The sequence below is a fragment of the Streptomyces sp. CB01373 genome (assembly GCF_002803075.1).
Classification (GTDB): Bacteria; Actinomycetota; Actinomycetes; order Streptomycetales; family Streptomycetaceae; genus Streptomyces.
This window is the reverse complement of record NZ_NNBK01000027.1, coordinates 46125-65640: the sequence shown is the minus strand read 5'-3', so window position 1 is coordinate 65640 and position 19516 is coordinate 46125. Positions and strand designations below refer to the sequence as shown.

The 19516-nt window shown below is 70.9% G+C and carries 17 protein-coding genes; 4 read left to right on the top strand and 13 right to left on the bottom strand.

Annotation, left to right across the window (positions count from 1 at the left end; all coding sequences use genetic code 11):
* Nucleotides 1–14: 14 nt before the first annotated feature.
* The 7 genes from ccsB to hemL all read right to left on the bottom strand — a co-directional run bounded on the left by ccsB (nucleotide 15) and on the right by hemL (nucleotide 7838).
* On the bottom strand, nucleotides 15–1118 hold the full coding sequence (gene ccsB, locus CG719_RS33155; protein ID WP_100572405.1) for a c-type cytochrome biogenesis protein CcsB: 1104 nt from the start codon (nucleotides 1116–1118) through the stop codon (nucleotides 15–17).
* The gene (gene resB, locus CG719_RS33150) at nucleotides 1115–2905 is read right to left on the bottom strand and encodes a cytochrome c biogenesis protein ResB (RefSeq protein ID WP_100572404.1); all 1791 of its coding nucleotides are present in this window, start codon (nucleotides 2903–2905) and stop codon (nucleotides 1115–1117) included. Before resB ends, ccsB begins: the two co-directional genes overlap by 4 nt.
* A gap of 3 nt (nucleotides 2906–2908) precedes the next feature.
* Nucleotides 2909–3670 carry a cytochrome c biogenesis CcdA family protein gene (locus tag CG719_RS33145; RefSeq protein WP_100572403.1) on the bottom strand — a complete coding sequence of 254 codons (762 nt, stop codon included), beginning with the start codon at nucleotides 3668–3670 and terminating at the stop codon, nucleotides 2909–2911.
* Between the two features lie 6 nt (nucleotides 3671–3676).
* Complete coding sequence (locus CG719_RS33140; protein ID WP_100572402.1) at nucleotides 3677–4342, bottom strand: TlpA family protein disulfide reductase; 666 nt, start codon at nucleotides 4340–4342, stop codon at nucleotides 3677–3679.
* Between the two features lie 66 nt (nucleotides 4343–4408).
* Nucleotides 4409–5707: a hypothetical protein gene (locus tag CG719_RS33135; RefSeq protein ID WP_100572401.1), complete on the bottom strand. Its 1299-nt coding sequence runs from the start codon at nucleotides 5705–5707 to the stop codon at nucleotides 4409–4411.
* A 116-nt stretch (nucleotides 5708–5823) separates the two neighbouring features.
* Entirely contained in the window at nucleotides 5824–6525 is a 702-nt protein-coding gene (locus tag CG719_RS33130) for a histidine phosphatase family protein (protein WP_100572400.1), read from the bottom strand.
* Nucleotides 6522–7838: a glutamate-1-semialdehyde 2,1-aminomutase gene (hemL, locus tag CG719_RS33125; RefSeq protein ID WP_100572399.1), complete on the bottom strand. Its 1317-nt coding sequence runs from the start codon at nucleotides 7836–7838 to the stop codon at nucleotides 6522–6524. The genes CG719_RS33130 and hemL overlap by 4 nt, the downstream gene beginning before the upstream one ends.
* A 339-nt stretch (nucleotides 7839–8177) precedes the next feature.
* On the opposite strand from hemL, the gene CG719_RS33120 reads away from it, so the two are divergent.
* Both CG719_RS33120 and CG719_RS33115 read left to right on the top strand, forming a co-directional pair.
* Nucleotides 8178–8816 carry a hypothetical protein gene (locus CG719_RS33120; protein WP_100572398.1) on the top strand — a complete coding sequence of 213 codons (639 nt, stop codon included), beginning with the start codon at nucleotides 8178–8180 and terminating at the stop codon, nucleotides 8814–8816.
* Nucleotides 8817–8992: 176 nt separating this feature from the next.
* Nucleotides 8993–10810: a glycoside hydrolase family 15 protein gene (locus CG719_RS33115; RefSeq protein WP_100572433.1), complete on the top strand. Its 1818-nt coding sequence runs from the start codon at nucleotides 8993–8995 to the stop codon at nucleotides 10808–10810.
* Between the two features lie 14 nt (nucleotides 10811–10824).
* On the opposite strand, the gene CG719_RS33110 is transcribed toward CG719_RS33115, so the two are convergent.
* The 6 genes from CG719_RS33110 to CG719_RS33085 all read right to left on the bottom strand — a co-directional run bounded on the left by CG719_RS33110 (nucleotide 10825) and on the right by CG719_RS33085 (nucleotide 16669).
* Nucleotides 10825–11664, bottom strand: coding sequence for an SDR family oxidoreductase (locus CG719_RS33110; RefSeq protein ID WP_234375883.1), 840 nt, complete (start codon nucleotides 11662–11664; stop codon nucleotides 10825–10827).
* A 37-nt stretch (nucleotides 11665–11701) separates the two neighbouring features.
* On the bottom strand, nucleotides 11702–12886 hold the full coding sequence (locus CG719_RS33105) for a cytochrome P450 (RefSeq protein WP_100572397.1): 1185 nt from the start codon (nucleotides 12884–12886) through the stop codon (nucleotides 11702–11704).
* 42 nt (nucleotides 12887–12928) lie between these two features.
* Nucleotides 12929–14287: an NAD(P)/FAD-dependent oxidoreductase gene (locus tag CG719_RS33100; protein ID WP_100572396.1), complete on the bottom strand. Its 1359-nt coding sequence runs from the start codon at nucleotides 14285–14287 to the stop codon at nucleotides 12929–12931.
* Nucleotides 14274–14486, bottom strand: coding sequence for a ferredoxin (locus CG719_RS33095; protein WP_100572395.1), 213 nt, complete (start codon nucleotides 14484–14486; stop codon nucleotides 14274–14276). The genes CG719_RS33100 and CG719_RS33095 overlap by 14 nt, the downstream gene beginning before the upstream one ends.
* Nucleotides 14487–14636: 150 nt before the next feature.
* Nucleotides 14637–16376: a DEAD/DEAH box helicase gene (locus tag CG719_RS33090; RefSeq protein WP_100572394.1), complete on the bottom strand. Its 1740-nt coding sequence runs from the start codon at nucleotides 16374–16376 to the stop codon at nucleotides 14637–14639.
* A gap of 89 nt (nucleotides 16377–16465) precedes the next feature.
* The gene (locus tag CG719_RS33085) at nucleotides 16466–16669 is read right to left on the bottom strand and encodes a cold-shock protein (RefSeq protein WP_023544341.1); all 204 of its coding nucleotides are present in this window, start codon (nucleotides 16667–16669) and stop codon (nucleotides 16466–16468) included.
* A gap of 288 nt (nucleotides 16670–16957) precedes the next feature.
* Between CG719_RS33085 and CG719_RS33080 the strand changes: the two genes are divergently transcribed.
* Together CG719_RS33080 and CG719_RS33075 are read left to right on the top strand one after the other, a co-directional pair.
* Nucleotides 16958–17305 carry a hypothetical protein gene (locus CG719_RS33080; RefSeq protein ID WP_234375882.1) on the top strand — a complete coding sequence of 116 codons (348 nt, stop codon included), beginning with the start codon at nucleotides 16958–16960 and terminating at the stop codon, nucleotides 17303–17305.
* Nucleotides 17306–17609: 304 nt separating this feature from the next.
* Nucleotides 17610–19427, top strand: coding sequence for a phosphatidylglycerol lysyltransferase domain-containing protein (locus CG719_RS33075; protein WP_100572393.1), 1818 nt, complete (start codon nucleotides 17610–17612; stop codon nucleotides 19425–19427).
* The last annotated feature ends 89 nt before the right edge of the window (nucleotides 19428–19516 follow it).

The window sequence follows — 19516 nt, the reverse complement described above, 5'->3', positions numbered from 1 at the left end:
CACCGAGGGGCCGGTCAGACGCCCGCGTACGAGTGCTTGCCGCTGACGAAGATGTTCACGCCGTAGTAGTTGAACAGCCAGCAGCCGAACGCGATCAGCGCGATGTAGGCGGCCTTGCGGCCCTTCCAGCCGGCCGTGGAGCGGGCGTGCAGGTAGCAGGCGTAGGCGACCCAGGTGATGAAGGACCAGGTCTCCTTGGGGTCCCAGCCCCAGTAGCGGCCCCAGGCGGACGCGGCCCAGATGGCGCCCGCGACGATCGTGAACGTCCACAGCGGGAAGACGGCGGCGTTGATGCGGTAGGAGAACTTGTCCAGGGACGCCGAGGCCGGCAGCCGCTCCAGGACGGAGGTCGCGAAACGGCCGGGCTTCCCGCCGGAGGCGAGCTTGCTCTCGTAGGAGTCCTTGAACAGGTACAGCAGGGTGCCGACCGCGCCGACGTAGAAGACCGCGCCGCAGAAGATCGCGGTGGAGACGTGGATGTACAGCCAGTACGAGTGCAGGGCGGGGACCAGCTGGTCGCTCGCCGTGTAGAGCACGGTGACCGCGAGGCCGAGGTCGAGCAGAACGGTGGTGGTCAGGAACAGGCCGAGCCAGCGCACGTTCTTCTTCAGCGCGAGCAGCAGCAGGTAGACGCCGACCGCGACCGTGGAGAAGGTGATGTTGAACTCGTACATGTTGCCCCACGGCGCCCGCTGCACGGAGGCCGCGCGGGCGACGACGCCACCGAGCGCGAGGAGGAAGCCGAGCACGCTGAGGGACACGGCGATGCGGCCGTACAGGTCGCCCTTCTCGTCGCCGCCGTGCGCGCCGGGCCCGTCGGGCACGTCACGGGCGCCGGCGGCGGACCGTACGACCACCTGGGGGCGCTCCAGCACGGCGGTGCCGCCGGCGGACTTCACCGTGACGGCCGGGCCCTGCGCCTTGGCCGCGCCGACCTCGGCGGTCAGCGCGGCGGCCGTGCGGGCCACCTTGCTGCGGCTGCCGAAGAGCCATTCGGTGATGTACGCGAAGAAGGCCAGGGTGTAGACGGCCATCGCGGAGTAGATCAGCGTGTTGCTGATGTTGGCCAGGTTCTCGTTGGTCGCCGTGGCGAGCTCTGTTGCGGCGGCGAGAGTCACTTCTCCTCAGCCCCTTCGGCGGGTACGGGGGCGCCGGCGTCCGGCTCCCGGTCGGGATCGGCGTCGGCCTGCGCGGGCGCCTTGTCATGGACGAGCGCGGCCAGGTCGCCGAGCTCCTCGGGGAGTTTCGCGGACTCGCTGCGGCCCAGGCCCGCCATCTCGACGACGGTCGCGCCGTCGGCGCCCCGCACGGCACGCACCCAGACGCGGCGCCGCTGGATGAACAGGGAGCCGGCCAGTCCGGCGATGGCGGCCAGCGCGCCGGTGAGCGCCCAGCCGGTGCCGGGCTCCTGCACGATCTGGAAGCCGGCCCACTCCTTGATGTCCTTGTCGAAGGTGATGGAGCCGGCGCCGTTCGGCAGCGTCATGGTCTCGCCGGGCAGCAGCCGGGCGGCGACGATCCTGCCCTTGGCGTCCTTGAACTGCTTGAGGTTCGGGTTCTTGGTGTCGAGCTGGTAGACGTTCTGCGGCACGCCCGCGTCGACGCCCAGGTCGCCGTGGTAGCCGGTCAGCGCGAGGACGGGGAAGTCCAGCGCCGGGAACTGGGAGAACATCGTGCCCTTGCCGGCCCCGGCGAAGGTCGGCACGAAGAACGCGGAGAAGCCGAGCTGCTCGGACTTGCCCTCGGGGTTCTTGTAACCGTCGAACACCTTGATCGCACCCTGCGAGGTGACGTTGGAGTCGACCGGCAGCAGTGGCACGGCCTGGTGGTAGACCACGTCGCCCTTGCCGTCCCGGACGGTGACGGTGGGGGCGTAGCCGTGGCTGACGAGGTAGACCCGGGCGTCGTCGACGGTCAGCGGGTGGTTGGGCGAGATGCTCGCCTTCCGCTCCTTGCCGTGGGCGCCCAGGCTGTAGGTGATGTCCGCCCGGTACACGCGCGGCGTGCCCTTCTGCGGGCCGGTGCGCTCGTAGGTGCCGGTGAACTTCTTCAGGTTGAAGCTGAACGGCACCAGGTCGTCGTCGTTGAAGAGGTTGCCGGACTTGAAGTCGTCGTACTGGGTGAGGGTGTTGGAGAAGCCGTCGCCCTCGACGATCAGCTTGTTGCCCTCGGTCTTGTACAACTGGCCCCAGGCGAAGGCGATCAGCATCACGATCAGCGCGACGTGGAAGGCGAGGTTGCCGGCCTCGCGCAGATAGCCCTTCTCGGCGGCGACGGCGTCATCGGCGAGGTGGGCGCGGAAGCGGCGCTGCTTGAGGATCCTCAGCGCGCTCTCGCGTACCTCCTCGGGGGAGGCGGCGGTGCGCCAGGTGGTGTACGCGGGCAGCCGGGTCAGCCGCTTGGGGGCGCCCGGCGGCCGGCCGCGCAGCTGGCCGACGAACTGCCAGGTGCGCGGCACGATGCAGCCGATGAGGGAGACGAACAGCAGGATGTAGATCGCGGAGAACCACGCCGAGCTGTAGACATGGAACAGGCCGAGCTTGTCGTAGAGGGGCGCGAGCGTCGTGTGCGCCTTCCTGAAGGCGTCGACCTTCAGCGCGTCGGTGCCGCTCTGCGGGATCAGCGAACCGGGGACGGCGCCGAGGGAGAGCAGGAACAGCAGCATCAGCGCGACCCGCATGGAGGTGAGCTGCCGCCAGAACCAGCGGACCCAGCCGAGGACCTCCCGCCCGGTCCAGGCGAGCCGGCCGGCCAGTCCGGGCGCCCGGTTGCCGCCGAAGGAGCCGGGGACGGCCGTCTCGGCGGGGGCGGTGGACAGCTGGGAGCCGGCGGCTCCGAGGTCCTCGTCGCCGGGTGGCACCGCCGGGGTCTCGTCGGCCGTCGTACTGGTTGGCGTCTTGCTCATGGATCAGATCCCCACAGTGAAGCCGGTGGACCACGTCTGCATCTCCTGCACCAGCCGGTCCCAGGCGCCGGTGAGCAGCAGCACGCCGGTCACGATCATCATCGTGCCGCCGACGCGCATCACCCAGACATAGTGGCGCTTGACCCAGCCGAAGGCTCCCAGCGCCTTGCGGAAGGCGATCGCGGTGAGCACGAACGGGATGCCGAGGCCGGCGCAGTAGGCGACGGTCAGCAGGGCACCGCGCCCGGCGCTGGCCTGGGCGGAGGAGAGCGCCACCACGGAGGCGAGGGTCGGACCGATGCACGGGGTCCAGCCGACCCCGAACAGGGCCCCGAGGAGGGGTGCGCCCACCAGGCCCGTGGTGGGACGCGTGTGGAAGCGGAACTCACGCTGGGTCAGCCAGGGCATCAGGCCCATGAAGAAGACGCCCATGAGGATCATGAGCACGCCCAGCACCTTCGACAGGATGCCCTTGTACTCCTGGAGGGTCTGCCCGAAGAAGCCGAACAGCGCCCCGCCGGAGACGAAGACCACGGTGAAGCCGAGGACGAAGAGGGCGGCGCCGGCGGCCATCCGTCCGCGCCGGGCCTCGGCCAGGTCGGTTCCGGTGACACCTGTCACATACGACAGATAGCCGGGGACGAGCGGCAGGACGCACGGGGAGAAGAAGGAGACGAGCCCGCCGAGTACGGCGATGGGCAGCGCGAGCAGGAGGGCTCCGCTGGACACCGTGTGATTGGGATCAGCGACTGCGGCCAGTAGCACGGCGGCTCACTTCTCCGCGATGACCGGGTCGAGCATCTTGCGCAGCTTGTTCTCGCTGAGTGCCTGGAGGGCGCGCGCGGCGATCTTCCCGTCCCGGTCGACGATGATCGTGGTGGGGATCATCTGCGGGTTCAGGGTGCCCTTCTGGAAGCGGAGCATGAGCTTGCCGGCCGGGTCGTACAGGCTCGGGTACGGCACGTCGAACTGCTTCTCGAACGCGAGGGCCGGCTGGGTGCTGGTGTCGCGCGTGTTGATGCCGACGAACTGCACGTCCTTGCCTGCGGTGTCCTTGGCCACCTTCACCAGGTTGGGCGCCTCGGCCCGGCACGGCGAGCACCAGGAGCCCCAGACGTTCAGGACGACGACCTTGCCCTTGTACGCGGCCATGTCGAGCTGCTTGCCCTCGAGAGTCCTGCCGGACAGGTCGGGGGCGGGCTTGCGGTCGGCCTTCGGCACGGTCGCGATGCCGTCGGCGCCGGTGATGAAGTTGGTGTTGCCCGAGCCGCCGGAGGTGCCACCGGAGCCGCAGGCGGACAGGGTGAGTGCCAGCGCGGCGCTCCCGGCGGCGAGCAGGGCGGCGCGGCCACGGACGCGGCTCGGACGCGTGCGGTGCGGACGGGGTGTGCGGTTCGCCCGGTTCGAGCACTGGGGGGCACGACTGACGGCACTCATGTGAAAAGTTTCGCATGCCCCTTCCGGGGATCTTGCACACCCCCCTCACGGCCGGAAAACCGCATTTCAGGCGGCCTTCGAGGGGTCCCCCGCGCCGGGCGTGCCGGCGCCGGGAGCGTCCCCGAGGAACTCCTTCCAGCCGCCCGTCGGCCGCTGTCCGACGTCGAGGGTGCGCAGCTTGGCGAGCACCTCCGGCTTCTGCACGTCCATCCAGTCGACGAACTGCCGGAAGGAGACCATGCGCACGTCGGCGCCCTTCTCCTTCTCCCGCGCGATGTGCCGGAAGGCCTCCTCGACGGAGTCCATGTAGATGCCGCCGTTCCACGCCTCGAAGTGGTTGCCTATGAAGTACGGCGCCCGGTTTGTCTCGTATGCCCGCTTGAAGCCCTGGATGTAGGCCTGCGCGGACTGCTTGCGCCAGCCCGGGTAGTTGTGGGCGGGCGCTTTGGTGGAGTTGATGGACTGGTTGGCCAGCATGTTGTAGTCCATCGAGAGGACCTCGAACCGGCGGCCGGGGAAGGGTATCTGCTGCAACGGCAGGTCCCAGATGCCCAGCCGCTTGTCCGGCCACGTCTGGCGGCCGCCGGGCGAGGAGGCGTCGTAGCGCCAGCCGAGTTCGCGGGCGGTGGGCAGCAGTTGGTTCTGCCCGAGCAGGCAGGGGGTGCGGCCGCCGACGAGTTCCTTGTCGTAGTCGAAGGGCAGGGCGGGCAGATCGGTCCAGCCGGTGTTGGTCCGCCACTCCTTGACGAAGGACTTGGCCTGGTCGATCTCGCTGCGCCACTGCTTGGGCGTCCAGTTCGCGACCGTGCCGTGGCCGGAGCAGAAGTGGCCGTTGAAGTGGGTGCCGATCTCGTGGCCTTCGAGCCAGGCGCGGTGGACGTTGGTGAGCGTGGCCTTGACGTGGTCGTCGGTCAGGTAGCCGATGTCGGAGGCACCGCGCGGGTTGTTCGGCGGGTCGTACAGGCGCTTCTTCGACTCCGGCAGCAGGTAGAGCCCGGAGAGGAAGAAGGTCATGTGCGCCTCGTGCTCCTTGGCCAGGTCGAGGAAGCGCGGGAAGAGGCCGTTGCCGACCTCGCCCGCCCCGTCCCAGGAGAAGACGACGAACTGCGGCGGGGTCTCGCCCGGCTCCAGCGGGACCGGCGCGGCCGGCTGGAGCGGCTGCTTGCCGGTGAACGAGGTCGAGCCGTCGCCGATGGGGCGCGCGGGAGGTGTCGTGGGCGCGCTCGGGGTGGGCGTGCTCGCGCTGGGGGATCCGGTGGCGCGGGCGGGGTGCGGGGACTTGACGGAGCCGCAGCCCGCCAGCCCGGCGGCGGCCGCGGCGCCCGCGCCGAGGCCGAGTATTCCCCTTCGGGAGAAGGTGCGCATGAAAGATCCCCGATTCGTCACTGCCGCCGATGGTCACTCACTCAGAGGCAGTGACGAACGCAGGGGTTCCGCGAACCAATATGAAATTCACAACAAAGGCAAAGGCAGGGGCGTTCTTACGCGCCGAACGCCTTGCCCTGCCCCTTCACCGGCTTGGCGCCCGCGAGGAGATGGGCGGGCACCAGATCGCGGGCCGGCTCGGTGTAGCCGACGGAGACGATCCGGTCGCCCCGGTAGGTGAACGTCGTCAGCGAGGCGAGCGTGCACTGCCGCTTGCGCGGGTCGTGCCACAGCCGCCTCCGCTCGACGTAGGAGCGCACGATCCAGATCGGCAGCTGGTGGCTGACGAGCACCGCCTCGTGCCCGCGCGCCTTGTCCTTCGCCGCGTTCAGCGCGCCCATCATGCGCACCACCTGGTCGATGTACGGCTCGCCCCAGGACGGCTTGAACGGGTTGACCACGTGCTTCCAGTTGCCGGGCCGGCGCAGCGCGCCGTCGCCCATGCCGAAGGTCTTGCCCTGGAAGACGTTGTCCGCCTCGATCAGCCGCTCGTCGGTGGCCAGATCGAGTCCGTGCGCCTTCGCTATCGGCGTCGCCGTCTCCTGCGCCCGCTCCAGCGGGGAGGCGACGACGTAGGTGATGTCACGGGGGGCGAGGTGCTCGGCGACCCGCTCGGCCATCTTCCGGCCGAGCTCGGACAGGTGGTAGCCGGGCAGCCGCCCGTACAGGATCCCGTCCGGGTTCTCGACCTCGCCGTGCCGCATCAGATGGACGACGGTGATGTCGTCCTGGCCGTTCTTCTCGGGGGTCTCGCTCATGCCGTCGCCTCCGCCGCCGCACGGGCCGCCGCCGGAAGGGCGTCGGCGATCCGCTGGAGTGCCGTCTCGTCGTGCGCGGTGGAGACGAACCAGGACTCGAAGGACGACGGCGGCAGGTACACGCCGTTCGCCAGCATCGCGTGGAAGAACGCGGTGAAGCGGTACGACTCCTGCGCCTTGGCGTCCTCGTAGTCGCGGACCGGGCGGTCCGTGAAGAACACGGAGAACATGTTGGAGGCGTTCTGCAGGGTGTGCGCCACGCCCTCCTTGGTCAGCGCCTCGGAGACCATGGCCTGGATCTGCCGCGAGACGGAGTCGACCGTGCTGTACGCGGCTTCGTCGAGCAGGCGGAGCTGGGCGAGTCCGGCGGCCGTGGCGACGGGGTTCCCGGAGAGGGTGCCGGCCTGGTAGACGGGCCCGGCGGGGGCGAGGTGCGCCATGACGTCGGCGCGCCCGCCGAACGCGGCGGCCGGGAACCCGCCGCCCATCACCTTTCCGAAGGTCATCAGGTCGGGCTCGACCCCGTCGACGCCGTACCACCCGGCGCGGCTGGTGCGGAAGCCCGTCATGACCTCGTCGGAGATGTACAGGGCGCCGTTCGCGGCGCAGAGGTCCTTGAGCTGCTGGTTGAACCCGGGCAGCGGCGGCACCACGCCCATGTTGCCCGGCGAGGCCTCGGTGATCACGCAGGCGATCTCGCCCGGATGCGCGGCGAAGGCGGCGCGCACCGCGTCGGCGTCGTTGTACGGCAGCACGATCGTGTCGCCGGCCTGGGCACCGGTGACGCCGGGGGTGTCGGGCAGGGCGAAGGTGGCGAGCCCCGACCCGGCCGCGGCGAGGAGGGAGTCGACGTGCCCGTGGTAGCACCCGGCGAACTTGACCACCTTGGACCGCCGGGTGAACCCGCGGGCGAGCCGGATCGCGGACATGGTGGCCTCGGTGCCGCTGGAGACCAGCCGCACCCGCTCCAGCGGGCCGACCCGGTTCACCATCTCCTCGGCGAGAGCGACCTCGCCCTCACCGGGCGTCCCGAAGGAGGTGCCGTGCGCGACCGCCTCCTGCACGGCGGCGATCACCTCGGGGTGCGCGTGCCCGAGGATCATCGGACCCCAGGAGCACACGAGGTCGACGTACTCCCGGCCGTCGGCGTCCTTCAGGTACGGACCGCTGCCGGAGACCATGAACCGGGGCGTGCCGCCCACAGCGCGGAAGGCGCGCACCGGCGAGTTCACGCCGCCGGGCGTGACGGCCGCCGCACGGTCGAACAGCGCCTGCGAGACAGGGGCTTCGTAGGGATAGGGCAGTTCGCTCATGACCTGCGACTTCTCCGACTTCTCGGGGGTTCTCCGGAATACGGTGGGCTGTGACCTGTTCAGGGTAGGCCAGCGACGGCGGCGGACCGGGGGCGGAGCGGCCGGCCCGGCCGGATCCGGGTACGACGAGCGGTGGATTCGCGGATTCCCGGCGGCCCATCTGCGAAACTGGGCTCCGCGTACGTATGAACAAGCGAAGGGTCGTGTCGGGGCCGCCAAGATCCCGCGGGCAGATGTTTCGGCGCACGTTTCGGCGAGCAGCCGCGGGGGAGGTCACTGACACGATGATCGGGTTGCGCGGCGGGGGCGACGCGTCCTAGAAAGCGGTCGGGTGGAGATATGCATCGCGGTGGCGGACTGGGCGAGGGGACTGACGGCCTGGGTCCTCGACGTGCCCGGCGGGGAAGGCACCGACGCGACGCTGAGGAAGCGAGCGAAGCAGGCCAGGCACGGGATGTACCGGGTGAGTCCGAGCGGAGCGACCGGCGGGGCGACCGCCGGGCCGAGCTGCTGGGGGCAGGGAGCGGGAATGGTGGTCGGGTGGGGGTGACGTACAAGTATTTCGGCGCGCCCGACGGCGCGACGGCGGCCCGCGTCCCGATCTCGATGCGCCCCGAGGAACTCGGTGGCGACGAACTCGGCATGGGCGGCATGTTCACCAAGATCAAACCGGAGACGATGGCCGCCATGGTGCTGACCGGCATCGAGGGCGTGCCGCTGCACAAGGTGCCGCCGCTCGAGCTGGTCGTCCTGCACCCCGACTACGCGGTCGTGAAACTCCCGACGACCGCGGTGGACCCCCTGCGCGACATCGGCGAGGAAACGGTCGGCGCGGCCGCCTTCATCTGGTCCACGGTCCCGGACCGCGGCGGCCCCCGCGACGCGTTCAACGTGTACCAGCTGCTGCACGAGTGGCAGGACTTCAGCCACCGGCTGCATGAGGCGGGGCACCAGCCGTACTGCCTGGTGTGGCCCTGACCTGGGGTTCTATACGGTTCGGGCGGGGCTTTCGGGTCCCGCCCTCGTCATGTGCCGGTGTTCTCGCACCCTGACGGCGGCCGTCGCGTTCCCTCGCCCCTCGTGCCACATCCCGTGGCGGCCTCGTCGCACAGGGCGGACAGTGGAAGCAGTGGCATCAGGGAAGCGAGATGACCATGGATCGTTACCCGCCCATTGCCGACCACGGCCTCGTCGGCGACCTGCAGACCGCCGCTCTGGTGTCGTCCCAGGGGGTGGTCGACTGGTTCGCGGCTCCCCGGTTCGACTCGCCCACCGTCTTCGCCGCCCTGCTCGACCACGATCGCGGCGGCTACTTCCTGTTCGCGCCGGAGAGCCGGAACACCGTCTACAAGCAGCTCTACTACCCGGACACCGCGGTCCTGGTCACACGGTTCATGTCGCCGGACGGAGTCGGCGAGGTCTTCGACTGCATGCCACCGGATCGCACCGGCACCCCCACCGACAGGCATGTGCTGATGCGCGGCGTGCGGGCGGTGCGCGGCACGGTGCACTTCACTCTGGAGTGCCGTCCGCGCTTCGACTACGGCCGTGCCACCCACCATCTCGATGTGCGGGACGGCACCGCCACGTTCCACGCGCCGGACGTCACCGCCCATCTGCAAAGCACCTTCCCCCTGCGACAGGACGGCAGGGACGTGCGGGGTGCGGTGACCTTGAGGCCGGGTGAAGTGGCCGCGGCGGTGTTCACCGTCGGTGGGCCCGATGGCGACACCCCGCCGCCGGTCACCCCGGACCGGGCGATGGAACAGTTCTGGGACGTGGTGGATTTCTGGCACGGCTGGTTGCGCCACTCCCGGTACCGCGGCCGGTGGCCGGGTGTGGTGCACCGCTCGGCCATCACGCTCAAGCTGCTCACCTACGCCCCCACAGGTGCTCCCGTCGCCGCCGCCACCATGGGTCTGCCCGAGCAGATCGGGGGTGAACGCAACTGGGACTACCGCTACACCTGGGTCCGCGACGGCTCCCTGTCCGTGCGCGCTCTCCTCGACCTGGGGTTCGCCGAGGAGGCGGCGCAGTTCACGCACTGGATGGGCGACCGCCTCCAGGCCCGGGAGGGCGTCGACGGCGAGCCGCTGCAGATCATGTACCGCGTCGACGGGGATCCCGAGCTGTCGGAAGAGGTCCTTACGCACTTCGAGGGCTACCGGGGTTCGTATCCGGTGCGGGTGGGGAACGCAGCGGCCGATCAGTTGCAGCTGGACATCTACGGGGAGGCGCTCTACGCCCTGTCGGAGGGGCACGAGGTCGCCATGGGAGGCAGCTACCACGGCTGGAAGAACGTCGCGCGGACGCTGGACTGGCTGGCCGATTCCTGGGACCGCCCCGACGAGGGCGTCTGGGAGACCCGTGGCGGGCGCCAGGACTTCACCTTCAGCCGGGTGATGTCCTGGGTGGCCTTCGACCGGGGGCTGCGCCTGGCGAGAGAGCACAGCCGTCCCGCCGACGCCCCTCGTTGGACCGCGGCTCGCGACGCGATCCTCGAACAGGTGATGGAGCGGGGCTGGAACGAGAAGGAGCAGGCCCTCGTCCAGCACTACGGAAGCGATGTCCTCGACGCCTCGCTGCTGCTGGTTCCGCGCGCCGGGTTCCTGGCTCCCCGGACGATGAGCTGGCTGTCGACCCTGGACGCGATGGAGCGCAGGCTCGTGTCGGACAGCCTCGTCTACCGCTACGACCCCGCGGCCTCCCCGGACGGTCTGCGGGGCTCCGAAGGCACGTTCAGTCTCTGTACCTTCCTCTATGTGGACGCGCTCGCTCGCGCCGGGCGGATCCGTCCGGCGCGCTACGCCTTCGAGAAGATGCAGACCTACGCCAACCACGTCGGCCTGTTCGCCGAGGAGATCGGCCCCAGTGGCGAGCAACTGGGCAACTTCCCGCAGGCTTTCACGCATCTGTCGCTGATCATGGCCGCCACCACGCTCGACGACGCCCTCGACCAGCAGCGCGACTGAGGGCAAGAGGCGGTTCAGCCGCCGGTGGCGAAGCCCGGGAAGAGGGTCATGCCGCCGTCCACGTAGAGAGTGGTGCCCACCACGTAGTCCATGAGGTCCGAGGCGAGCCCGACGACCGCGTGGGCGATGTCCTCCGGATCACCGACGCGCCCGTACGGAATCAGCCCCAGCAGATCCTTCTCGGCGTCGGGAGTGCTCCAGGCGCTGCGGTTGATGGGCGTCCTGATGGCTCCCGGAGCAATGGCGTTGACCCTGATCCTGCGGGGTGCGAGCTCCTGGGCGAGCGTCTCCATCATCATCTGCACGCCGCCTTTGGAGGCCGCGTAGTTGACGTGCCCGGCCCACGGGATGAGCTGGTGCACCGAGCTCATGCAAATGATCTTCCCGGCGGCTCGCGACACCTCGGGGACGACCCCCCTCCTCAGGAACTCCTTCGTCGCCTCCCGGGCGCACAGGAACTGGCCGGTGAGGTTGACGTCCAGCACCTTCTGCCACTGGGCCGTCGTCATCTCGGTGAACGAAGCGTCGCGCTGCAGCCCGGCGTTGGCCACGAGGATGTCGATGGTCCCGAACTCCTGGACCATCCGTTCGACCATCGCGACGACCTGGTTCTCCTGGGACACATCGGCCTCGTACGCCATCGCGCGCACTCCGAACCCGGAGATCTCCTCGACCACCTGCTCGGCCTCCTCGCGCCCGGCGACGTAGTTGACGACCAAGTCGGCTCCGGCGCGTCCCAGGCCGATGGCGGTCGCCTTGCCGATGCCCGAGTTCGCGCCGGTGACCAGTGCCTTCTGGCCTTTCAGCAGATGCGCGGGGATGACACCCCGAGGGGCTCCCTGGGACACGCTCACGCCGCTTCTCCTCCTCGACAGGTCCGGTCAGAGCTGGTCAGAGCTGGACGGACAGATGGCGCGGACCGCGGAGCATGGCGCTCTGCCGGTAGGGGGGCGGGTCCTCGAGCAGGCGCGCCGTGCCCAGGTGGGGGATCAGCGCGCCGAGCGCGGCCTGGGCCTCCAGACGGGCCAGGGGGCCGCCGAAGCACAGGTGAATGCCACCGCCGAAGCCGAGGTGCTCGACGTCCGGGCGTGCGGGGTCGAACCGGTCGGGGTCGGGGAACCGTTTGGGGTCGCGGTTGCCCGAGGCCAGCGCGAGGACGACGGACGTGCCCCTGGGGAGCACGGTGCCCGCCACGTCGATGTCGTCGCGGGGGATGCGCTCGCGCATGTGGACCGGAGGTTCGTAACGCAGCAGTTCCTCCACCGCTCGCGGCAGCAGGCCGGGGTCGCCGCGCAGGCGGTCCAGATGCTCGGTGTGGCGCAGAAAGGTGAGCACCCCGTTGGTGATCAGGTTGACCGTGGTCTCGTGTCCCGCGATCAGCAGCAGCACGGCGGTCTCCGCGAGCTCCTCCTGGGTGAGCCGCAGGGCCGGATCCGGCTCGTTGGCGAAGGCGGAGAGCATGTCGTCGCCCGGGCGGCCACGGCGCTGCTCGGCGAGGTTCACCAGGTACCCGCCCATCTCGATCCGCGCCTGCTCGCCCGCCTTGTCCGCCTCGGTGGTGTCCTCCCCGGGCCTGACGTCGGCGGCTGTGACCAGAGCGTCGGACCAGGCCCGGAACAGCGGCTCGTCCTCGCGCGGCACGCCCAGCAGGTGGCAGATCACCGCGACGGGCAGTGGGTAGGCGAAATCGTCGACGACGTCGATCTGCCGGCCGGCCTCGAAGGGCTCCGTCAGTTCCTTGGTGATCCGGTCGATCTCACCACGCATGCCGTCGACCCGGTCCGGGCTGTGCGGCGGTCCGAACGGCCGCATGGCCAGGGTGCGGAGCCTGTGGTGCTCCGGGTCGTCGAGCCGCAGGAAGGGCGGCTTGTGTGTCGTCTCGCCGCGGAGGCGGGGATCGACACTCATCCGCGGGTCGTGGAGCAGAGCCGCAAGCTCGTGGTAGGTGCCGACCAGGTAGCTGCCGTCCGCCTGCCGCACCACGGGTCCGGCCTCGCGGAGTTCCGCGTACAGCGGGTAGGGGTCGGGGCGGCTGGCGTAGTCGGTGATCCGTGCCAGCAAGGTCTCGGAGTCCATGATGGCTCCTCGTCGTTGGACGGGACGTGCGTCAGCCCGTGGCTACACCACGGTCAGCCGGCGGTCGGGAAGGTAGCCGGTGAGCGCCACGGTGGGGCCGTGGGAGAGCCCCTTCGGGTCCGGCACGTCGGACGGAATCGGGACGTCGGCCGCGATCGCACGGTCCTGCGCACCGGGCGGGGGCGGGAAGGGAGCGGCCGTCTCGATCAGGTGCCGGTAGTAGTCGAGCGACTTGGCCATGTCGACGGTGACCGCGGCGGTGACCCGGCCCTGGTAGCCGTAGACCATCGCCAGACGGCGCGCCTCCAGGGAGCCCTGGGCGATGACCACGTGGTCGGAGTAGGTCGGTACGCCCACCGACTTGATGTTGAGCCCGAACTGGGTCGACCAGAACGTCGGGACGGCCAGGTGCGGGCGCCGCAGAGGGCCGGGACTGACCATGTTGTGGGCCGCCACCCCGGCCTGCTCGACCGCGTTCCCCCAGTGCTCCAGGGAGAGCAGCTGGTAGCCGAACAGGGGGTGCGGGAAGCGGGAGACGTCGCCGGCCACGAAGACGTCGTCGGTGACGATTCCGTACATGTTGAAGGCGCGGCATCCGGCGTCGCAGGCGATCCCGCGTGGGCCCGCCGCCAGCCCGGACTCCGCCAGCCACTCGATGTTGCGGACCGCCCCCAGCGCGACGACGCACACGTCCGCGTCGACACGTGTGCCGTCGGACAGGTCCGCACCGGTGAAGCTGCCGTTTCCGCGCAGGGCGGTGACCGTCACCCCGGTGCGCAGGTCCACGCCGTGGTTGCGGTGCATGACGGCCGCGAGTTTCGACAGCGTGCCGCCGAGGGCGCCCACCAGCGGCGCGGGGCCGCGTTCCGCGACCGTCACCTCGATGCCCCGCTCCCGGCAGGCCGAGGCGATCTCCGAGCCGGTGAAGCCGGCGCCGATCACCAGCACCCGCTCCGGCCCGGCGGCCAGCCGCTCGGCCAGTCCCGCGGCGTCCTCACGCGTACGCAGGGTGAACACCCCGTCCAGGGCGCCCTCTGCCGGATTGGGCCAGGGCCGCGCCCGGGTCCCGGTGGCGATCAGCAGCCGGTCGTACGGCAACGACTCCCCGTCGGCCAGCAGTACCCGCTTCTCCAGAGGGTCCAGGCCGGTGGCGGCAACTCCCAGCCGCCACTCGGCGTCCGGGTTCCGGCGCATCGGCAGCTCGGTGGTGTCCGCCGTCGCCTGGCCGAGCAGTACCTGCTTCGACAGTGGTGGCCGGTCGTAGGGCGGATGGGGCTCGTCCCCGACCACGGTGAGTGAACCGGTGAAGCCCTCCTCGCGCAGCGTCTCCGCGGCCCTCAGCCCGGCCAGCGAAGCACCGACGACGACGATGCGGCCGTCCCGGAGATCACCGGCGGCCATCAGGGCTCACCTCCTCGCCCACGAGGATGGCCTGGACCGGACAGGCCGCCGCGGCCTGGCGCACGCGCTCGGCCTGGTCGTCGGGGACGGCCGTGGTGTACAGCAGTCCTTCCTCGCCGTGCAGCTCGAACATCCTGGGTGCGAGGAACACGCACTGTGCGTAGCCCTGACAGCGTGTGAGGTCCACAACGGTTCGCATCCCCACCACTCCCTCTGTCGCGGCACCCCCTCCCATACAGCATGGGCCGGGCACCGCGGGCTCGCACGGTGACCGCTCGCGCGGTGGCGGGACCGAGGTCCGCGTCGAGGCACTGGTCGCCGGGATCGACGGCCGGCGGGAGGCGTCGTACTAGGTGGCGGAGCCCCGGCGCTCGGAGCCCCGGCCGCCGGTGCCGGACGAGCCGCGCGTGTTCCCGCCGGCTGCCGGGCGGCGGCCGGAACCGCGGGCCGGCGTACCGGAGGCGGAGCCTGAACCGGAGCCGGTCGCGGTCCGGCGGTCGGAACCGCGGCCACCGGCGGCGGAGGAACCGCGACCGCCCGTACCGGCGGCGCCGCCCTTGGCCGCGCCTGCTCCCGCCCGGCGGCCGGCGCCACCGCGTCCGCCCGACCCCGACGCGGAGGCACCACCGGCCGCACCGGCCGAGGCACGGCCGCCCGCACCGCCGGCACCGCCCCGGCCCGACCCGCTCCCGCCGCCGTTCCGGCGTCGGCGGCTGGGCCGCCTGCCGGGTTCCGCGGCGGACTTGCGGTCGGCGCCGGATGCCGGCGTCGTGGGCTGGGGGATCTCGATGGTGACGGCCACGCCGGACGGCTCGCGGGCGCCCGTGAGGGTGGCCAGCTCCGCGTCGCTCGACTTGATGCTCGCCGTCCGGGGGCGGATGCCCGCGTCCGACATGAGCCGGGTGACCTCCCGCTTCTGGTCGGGCAGGACGAGCGTGACCACGCTGCCGGAACCGCCGGCGCGAGCCGTGCGGCCGCCCCGGTGGACGTAGTCCTTGTGGTCGGTCGGAGGATCGACGTTCACCACGAGGTCGAGGTCGTCGACGTGTATGCCCCGGGCCGCGACGTTCGTCGCCACCAACGCGGTGACCTGGCCGTTCTTGAACTGCTCCAGGGTGCGGTTGCGCTGCGGCTGGGAGCGGCCGCCGTGCAGTGCCGCCGCGCGGACACCGACGGCGAGGAGGCGCTTGGCCAGCCGGTCGGCGGACCTCTTGGTGTCGAGGAAGAGGATGACCCGGCCGTCACGGGCCGCGATGCGCGTGGTGACCGCCTTCTTGTCGGTCTCGTCCTGGACGTGGAGCACGTGGTGCTCCATGGTCGTCACCGCGCCCGCAGACGGGTCCACGGAGTGCACCACCGGGTCGGTCAGGAACCGCTGCACCAGGCGGTCGATGTTGCGGTCCAGGGTGGCCGAGAAGAGCATGCGCTGCCCGTCGGGCCGTACCTGCTGGATCAGCTTGGTGATCTGCGGCAGGAAGCCCATGTCGGTCATCTGGTCGGCCTCGTCCAGCACGGTGATGCGTACGCCGTCGAGTACGCAGTCCCCGCGCTCCACGAGGTCGTTGAGCCGGCCGGGGGTCGCCACGAGCACCTCGGCGCCGCGCCGCAGCGCACCGGCCTGCTTCGTGATGGACAGCCCGCCGACCACGGTGGCGAGCCGGACGTCGACCGCCGCCGCGTAGGGGGTCAGCGCGTCCGTGACCTGCTGGGCGAGTTCACGGGTGGGCACCAGCACGAGCGCGAGGGGCGCCTTGGGCTGCGCGCGCAGTCCGGCCGTACGCCCGAGGAGCGCCAGCCCGAACGCGAGCGTCTTGCCGGAGCCGGTGCGCCCACGCCCCAAGAGGTCACGTCCCGCGAGGGAGTTGGGGAGCGTGGCGGCCTGGATGGGGAAGGGCGTGGTCACGCCCTGCGCGGTGAGGGTCTTCAGCAGCTCCTCGGGCATGTCCAGAGCGGCGAAGTCCTCGACGGCGGGAAGAGCGGGTGTCGTATTTTCCGGCAGCCGGAACTCCCTCGGCGCGGACGGCGACGAGGGCGACGACGGACGGGACGAGGCTCGCCGGTTGTTCGGCTTCTGGGGTCTGCGGGACATGCGGTGGAGTCTGCCTTCCTCGAAACAGCACAAACCGGGGTCCGCACCATGTCGGTGCCGACCCCGGTGAGCAGATACGCGCCCGGCGATCAGGCGGGGACGATGTTCTCCGCCTGCGGGCCCTTCTGGCCCTGCGTGACGTCGAACGAGACCCGCTGACCCTCCTGGAGCTCACGGAAGCCCTGGGTCGCGATGTTCGAGTAGTGGGCGAAGACGTCGGGGCCGCCGCCGTCCTGCTGGATGAAGCCGAAACCCTTTTCGGCGTTGAACCACTTCACGGTTCCCTGTGCCATGACTTTCTCCTTCTGTAGGCAGAGGCCCCATCCGGAGATGCCGGAAAAACAAATAATGCGCCTCTGAGAAACATTCCCGTCAGGCGCACATAGGTTCATGGGTACCACAACTGCAACACCAAAACGGTAGCACAGTCCGGCGGACCCCTGCCGGGGCAGCGAGGCACGGCCGAAGGTGACGATGGCGTTGCGGCCGGACACGGCCGGTGACCGAACGGGTTTCCCTCCGGCAGCGGCCCTACGTACTGTAGGGGGTCGGCTCGCCATTCAACCATCGACGGGGGACCCATGCAGGAAGCACGCGCTACGGGGCGGCCCGGTGCTTCGCCCGGGGAGAACGCGCAGGGCGGGCTCGGGCCGACCGTCGTCCTGCTCGTCGTCAGTCTCACCGCCGCCGCCGTCGGGGTCTATCTGCTGTGCGGCTTCGGGCTGCACAGCCTCAACCCGCGGCCGCGGCTGTTCCGGGCCGGTTTCGCCACGGCCGGGGTGATTGTCGCCACGGTGGCGGCCGGTGCGGCGGTGGGCAACCTGGCGTGGCTGCTGACGGCGTCCCGCAGACGCGCGGCCGCGGGCGGCGGACCGCGCCGCTCTCCCGCCGAGGCCCGGCGCACACGGGCCTCGCTCCCCACCGACTAGGGTCTTTCGTTTGGATCAGGCCTGATCCAAACGAGAGGCCCTAGGGACCGGCCGCGCCCCGATCGCCACCGAGCGGGACCCGGTCCCGCACCGCCTCGCGTCTTCGTTCCCTTTCCTTACCTTTTCCGTACGCACAACGGACAAGGAGCCGACCCGGCCCCGTTACCCTACAGACCGTAGGGTCGGCGCCATCGCCATGGACGTACGGCCGCTCGTCCGTCCGGCTGTCCCCCTGGGTCCCCTGGCCCCCGCCGGTTCCGTACCCGCCGGTTTGCCCGGCCCGCTCCGAGGTGACGTGTCACCCATGACCGCACAGCAGCCGCAGTCTCCCGTCGTTCCCGCCCAGCGTGCCGCCGACGCCTCCGCACGTCCCTCGCCGGGCCTCCGGCCACGGGAGCGGGCCGCCGCCGCCACCGTCTGGTACCTGCGGCTGCTCGCGGTGCTCAACATCGTCGCGGTGCTCTCGCTGCCGTTCCGCGAGGAGGTCCACGAGCACAACGGCGGTGAGTTCTTCACTCCGTACCTGGCCACCGCCGGCCTGGTCTCCGCGGCCCTCGCGCTGTTCCTCGCCGTGGTGATGCGGCGCCGCAAACGGGCCGCCTGGGCGTTCAACATGCTTCTCGCCGGGCCCCTGTTCGCCCTCTACGTCCTCGCGCTGACCCAGGACCGGTTCAACGACCACGTCTTCAACTGGGTCTCCGCCGCGCTCACCGGCCTCTTCGTGACCGCGCTGCTGATCGGCCGGCGCGAGTTCCACGCCGTCGGCGACCGCTCCAACCCGAGACTCGCCCTCGCCGTCGGCGCCTGCGGCCTCCTCGTCAGCGCGGGCCTCGGCACCTTGCTGGTGGACGCCACCAACAAGGCACACGGCGGCGCCTCCCTGGCCCAGCGGATCGTCTACGTCCTGCTGCGCGGCGTCAGCGTCGGCCCGCTCGCCGAGCGCGTCCCGGCCGTGCACGTGCCCCACTGGGTCGACATCACCATCAACGTCTCGATGGCGGCGACCTTCCTGCTCGTCCTGTACGCCTGCTTCCGCTCCCCGCGCGGCCGCGCCCTGCTCGGCGAGGAGGACGAGAAGCGGCTGCGCGAACTGCTCGACAGGCACGGCGAACGGGACTCCCTCGGCTACTTCGCGCTCCGCCGCGACAAGGCCGCGATCTTCTCCCCCACCGGCAAGGCCGCCGTCGCCTACCGCGTCGTCGGCGGGGTCAGCCTGGCCTCCGGCGACCCCATCGGCGACCCGGAGGCATGGCCCGGCGCCATCGACGCCTGGCTGGCCGAGGCCCGCCGGCACGCCTGGACGCCCGCCGTGATGGGCGCGAGCGAGGAGGCCGGCACGATCTACGCCCGGCACGGCCTGGACGCCCTCGAACTCGGCGACGAGGCCGTCGTCGACGTCGCCGACTTCAGCCTGGAGGGCCGCGCCATGCGCGTCGTGCGGCAGGCCCACAACCGGGTCCGCCGGGCCGGCTACACCGTGTGCGTCCGCCGGCACGAGGACATCCCCGACGAGGAGATGGCCCTGCTCGTCGAACGCGCCGACCGCTGGCGCGACGGCGCCACCGAGCGCGGCTTCTCCATGGCGCTGGGACGGCTGGGCGATCCGGCCGACGGCCGCTGCGTGATGCTGGAGTGCCGGGACGCCGACGGGGTGCCGCGGGCGCTGCTGAGCTTCGTCCCGTGGGGCGAGCACGGGCTTTCGCTGGACCTGATGCGACGCGACCGCGACGGCGAGAACGGCCTGATGGAGTTCATGGTGGTCGAACTACTGCTGCGCGCCGGGGAGTTCGGGGTGCGGCGGGTGTCGCTGAACTTCGCCATGTTCCGCTCGGTCTTCGAACGCGGGGCACGGCTCGGCGCCGGGCCGGTGCTGCGGCTGTGGCGCTCGGTGCTCACCTTCTTCTCCCGCTGGTGGCAGATCGAGTCGCTGTACCGCGCCAACGCCAAGTACCGGCCGGTCTGGGAGCCCCGCTTCCTGCTGTTCGCCAAGAGCAGCGACATCCCGCGCATCGGCCTCGCCAGCGCCCGCGCCGAGGGCTTCCTCACCCCGCCCGCCCTGCCGTCCCTCACCCGCCGCAGGGAGTCCCGGCCCGCCGGAGAGTACGCCGACACGCCTTCCTGACAGACACGCGGCCGGCGCGACTTCCCGGCCGGCGCGACTTCCCGGGCGGCGCGCCTTCCGGAGGTCGGATCCCGTCGGCCGGCCCTGTC

Bases quoted from the DNA above. Each gene is read 5' to 3' on its own strand.
- CG719_RS33140 (WP_100572402.1), bottom strand. From the start codon at position 4,342: ATGAGTGCCGTCAGTCGTGCCCCCCAGTGCTCGAACCGGGCGAACCGC.
- CG719_RS33090 (WP_100572394.1), bottom strand. From the start codon at position 16,376: ATGTCCCGCAGACCCCAGAAGCCGAACAACCGGCGAGCCTCGTCCCGT.
- resB (WP_100572404.1), bottom strand. From the start codon at position 2,905: ATGAGCAAGACGCCAACCAGTACGACGGCCGACGAGACCCCGGCGGTG.
- CG719_RS33120 (WP_100572398.1), top strand. From the start codon at position 8,178: ATGCATCGCGGTGGCGGACTGGGCGAGGGGACTGACGGCCTGGGTCCT.
- CG719_RS33085 (WP_023544341.1), bottom strand. From the start codon at position 16,669: ATGGCACAGGGAACCGTGAAGTGGTTCAACGCCGAAAAGGGTTTCGGC.
- CG719_RS33105 (WP_100572397.1), bottom strand. From the start codon at position 12,886: ATGGACTCCGAGACCTTGCTGGCACGGATCACCGACTACGCCAGCCGC.
- CG719_RS33075 (WP_100572393.1), top strand. From the start codon at position 17,610: ATGACCGCACAGCAGCCGCAGTCTCCCGTCGTTCCCGCCCAGCGTGCC.
- CG719_RS33095 (WP_100572395.1), bottom strand. From the start codon at position 14,486: ATGCGAACCGTTGTGGACCTCACACGCTGTCAGGGCTACGCACAGTGC.
- hemL (WP_100572399.1), bottom strand. From the start codon at position 7,838: ATGAGCGAACTGCCCTATCCCTACGAAGCCCCTGTCTCGCAGGCGCTG.
- CG719_RS33115 (WP_100572433.1), top strand. From the start codon at position 8,993: ATGGATCGTTACCCGCCCATTGCCGACCACGGCCTCGTCGGCGACCTG.
- CG719_RS33130 (WP_100572400.1), bottom strand. From the start codon at position 6,525: ATGAGCGAGACCCCCGAGAAGAACGGCCAGGACGACATCACCGTCGTC.
- CG719_RS33100 (WP_100572396.1), bottom strand. From the start codon at position 14,287: ATGGCCGCCGGTGATCTCCGGGACGGCCGCATCGTCGTCGTCGGTGCT.
- CG719_RS33080 (WP_234375882.1), top strand. From the start codon at position 16,958: ATGCAGGAAGCACGCGCTACGGGGCGGCCCGGTGCTTCGCCCGGGGAG.
- CG719_RS33135 (WP_100572401.1), bottom strand. From the start codon at position 5,707: ATGCGCACCTTCTCCCGAAGGGGAATACTCGGCCTCGGCGCGGGCGCC.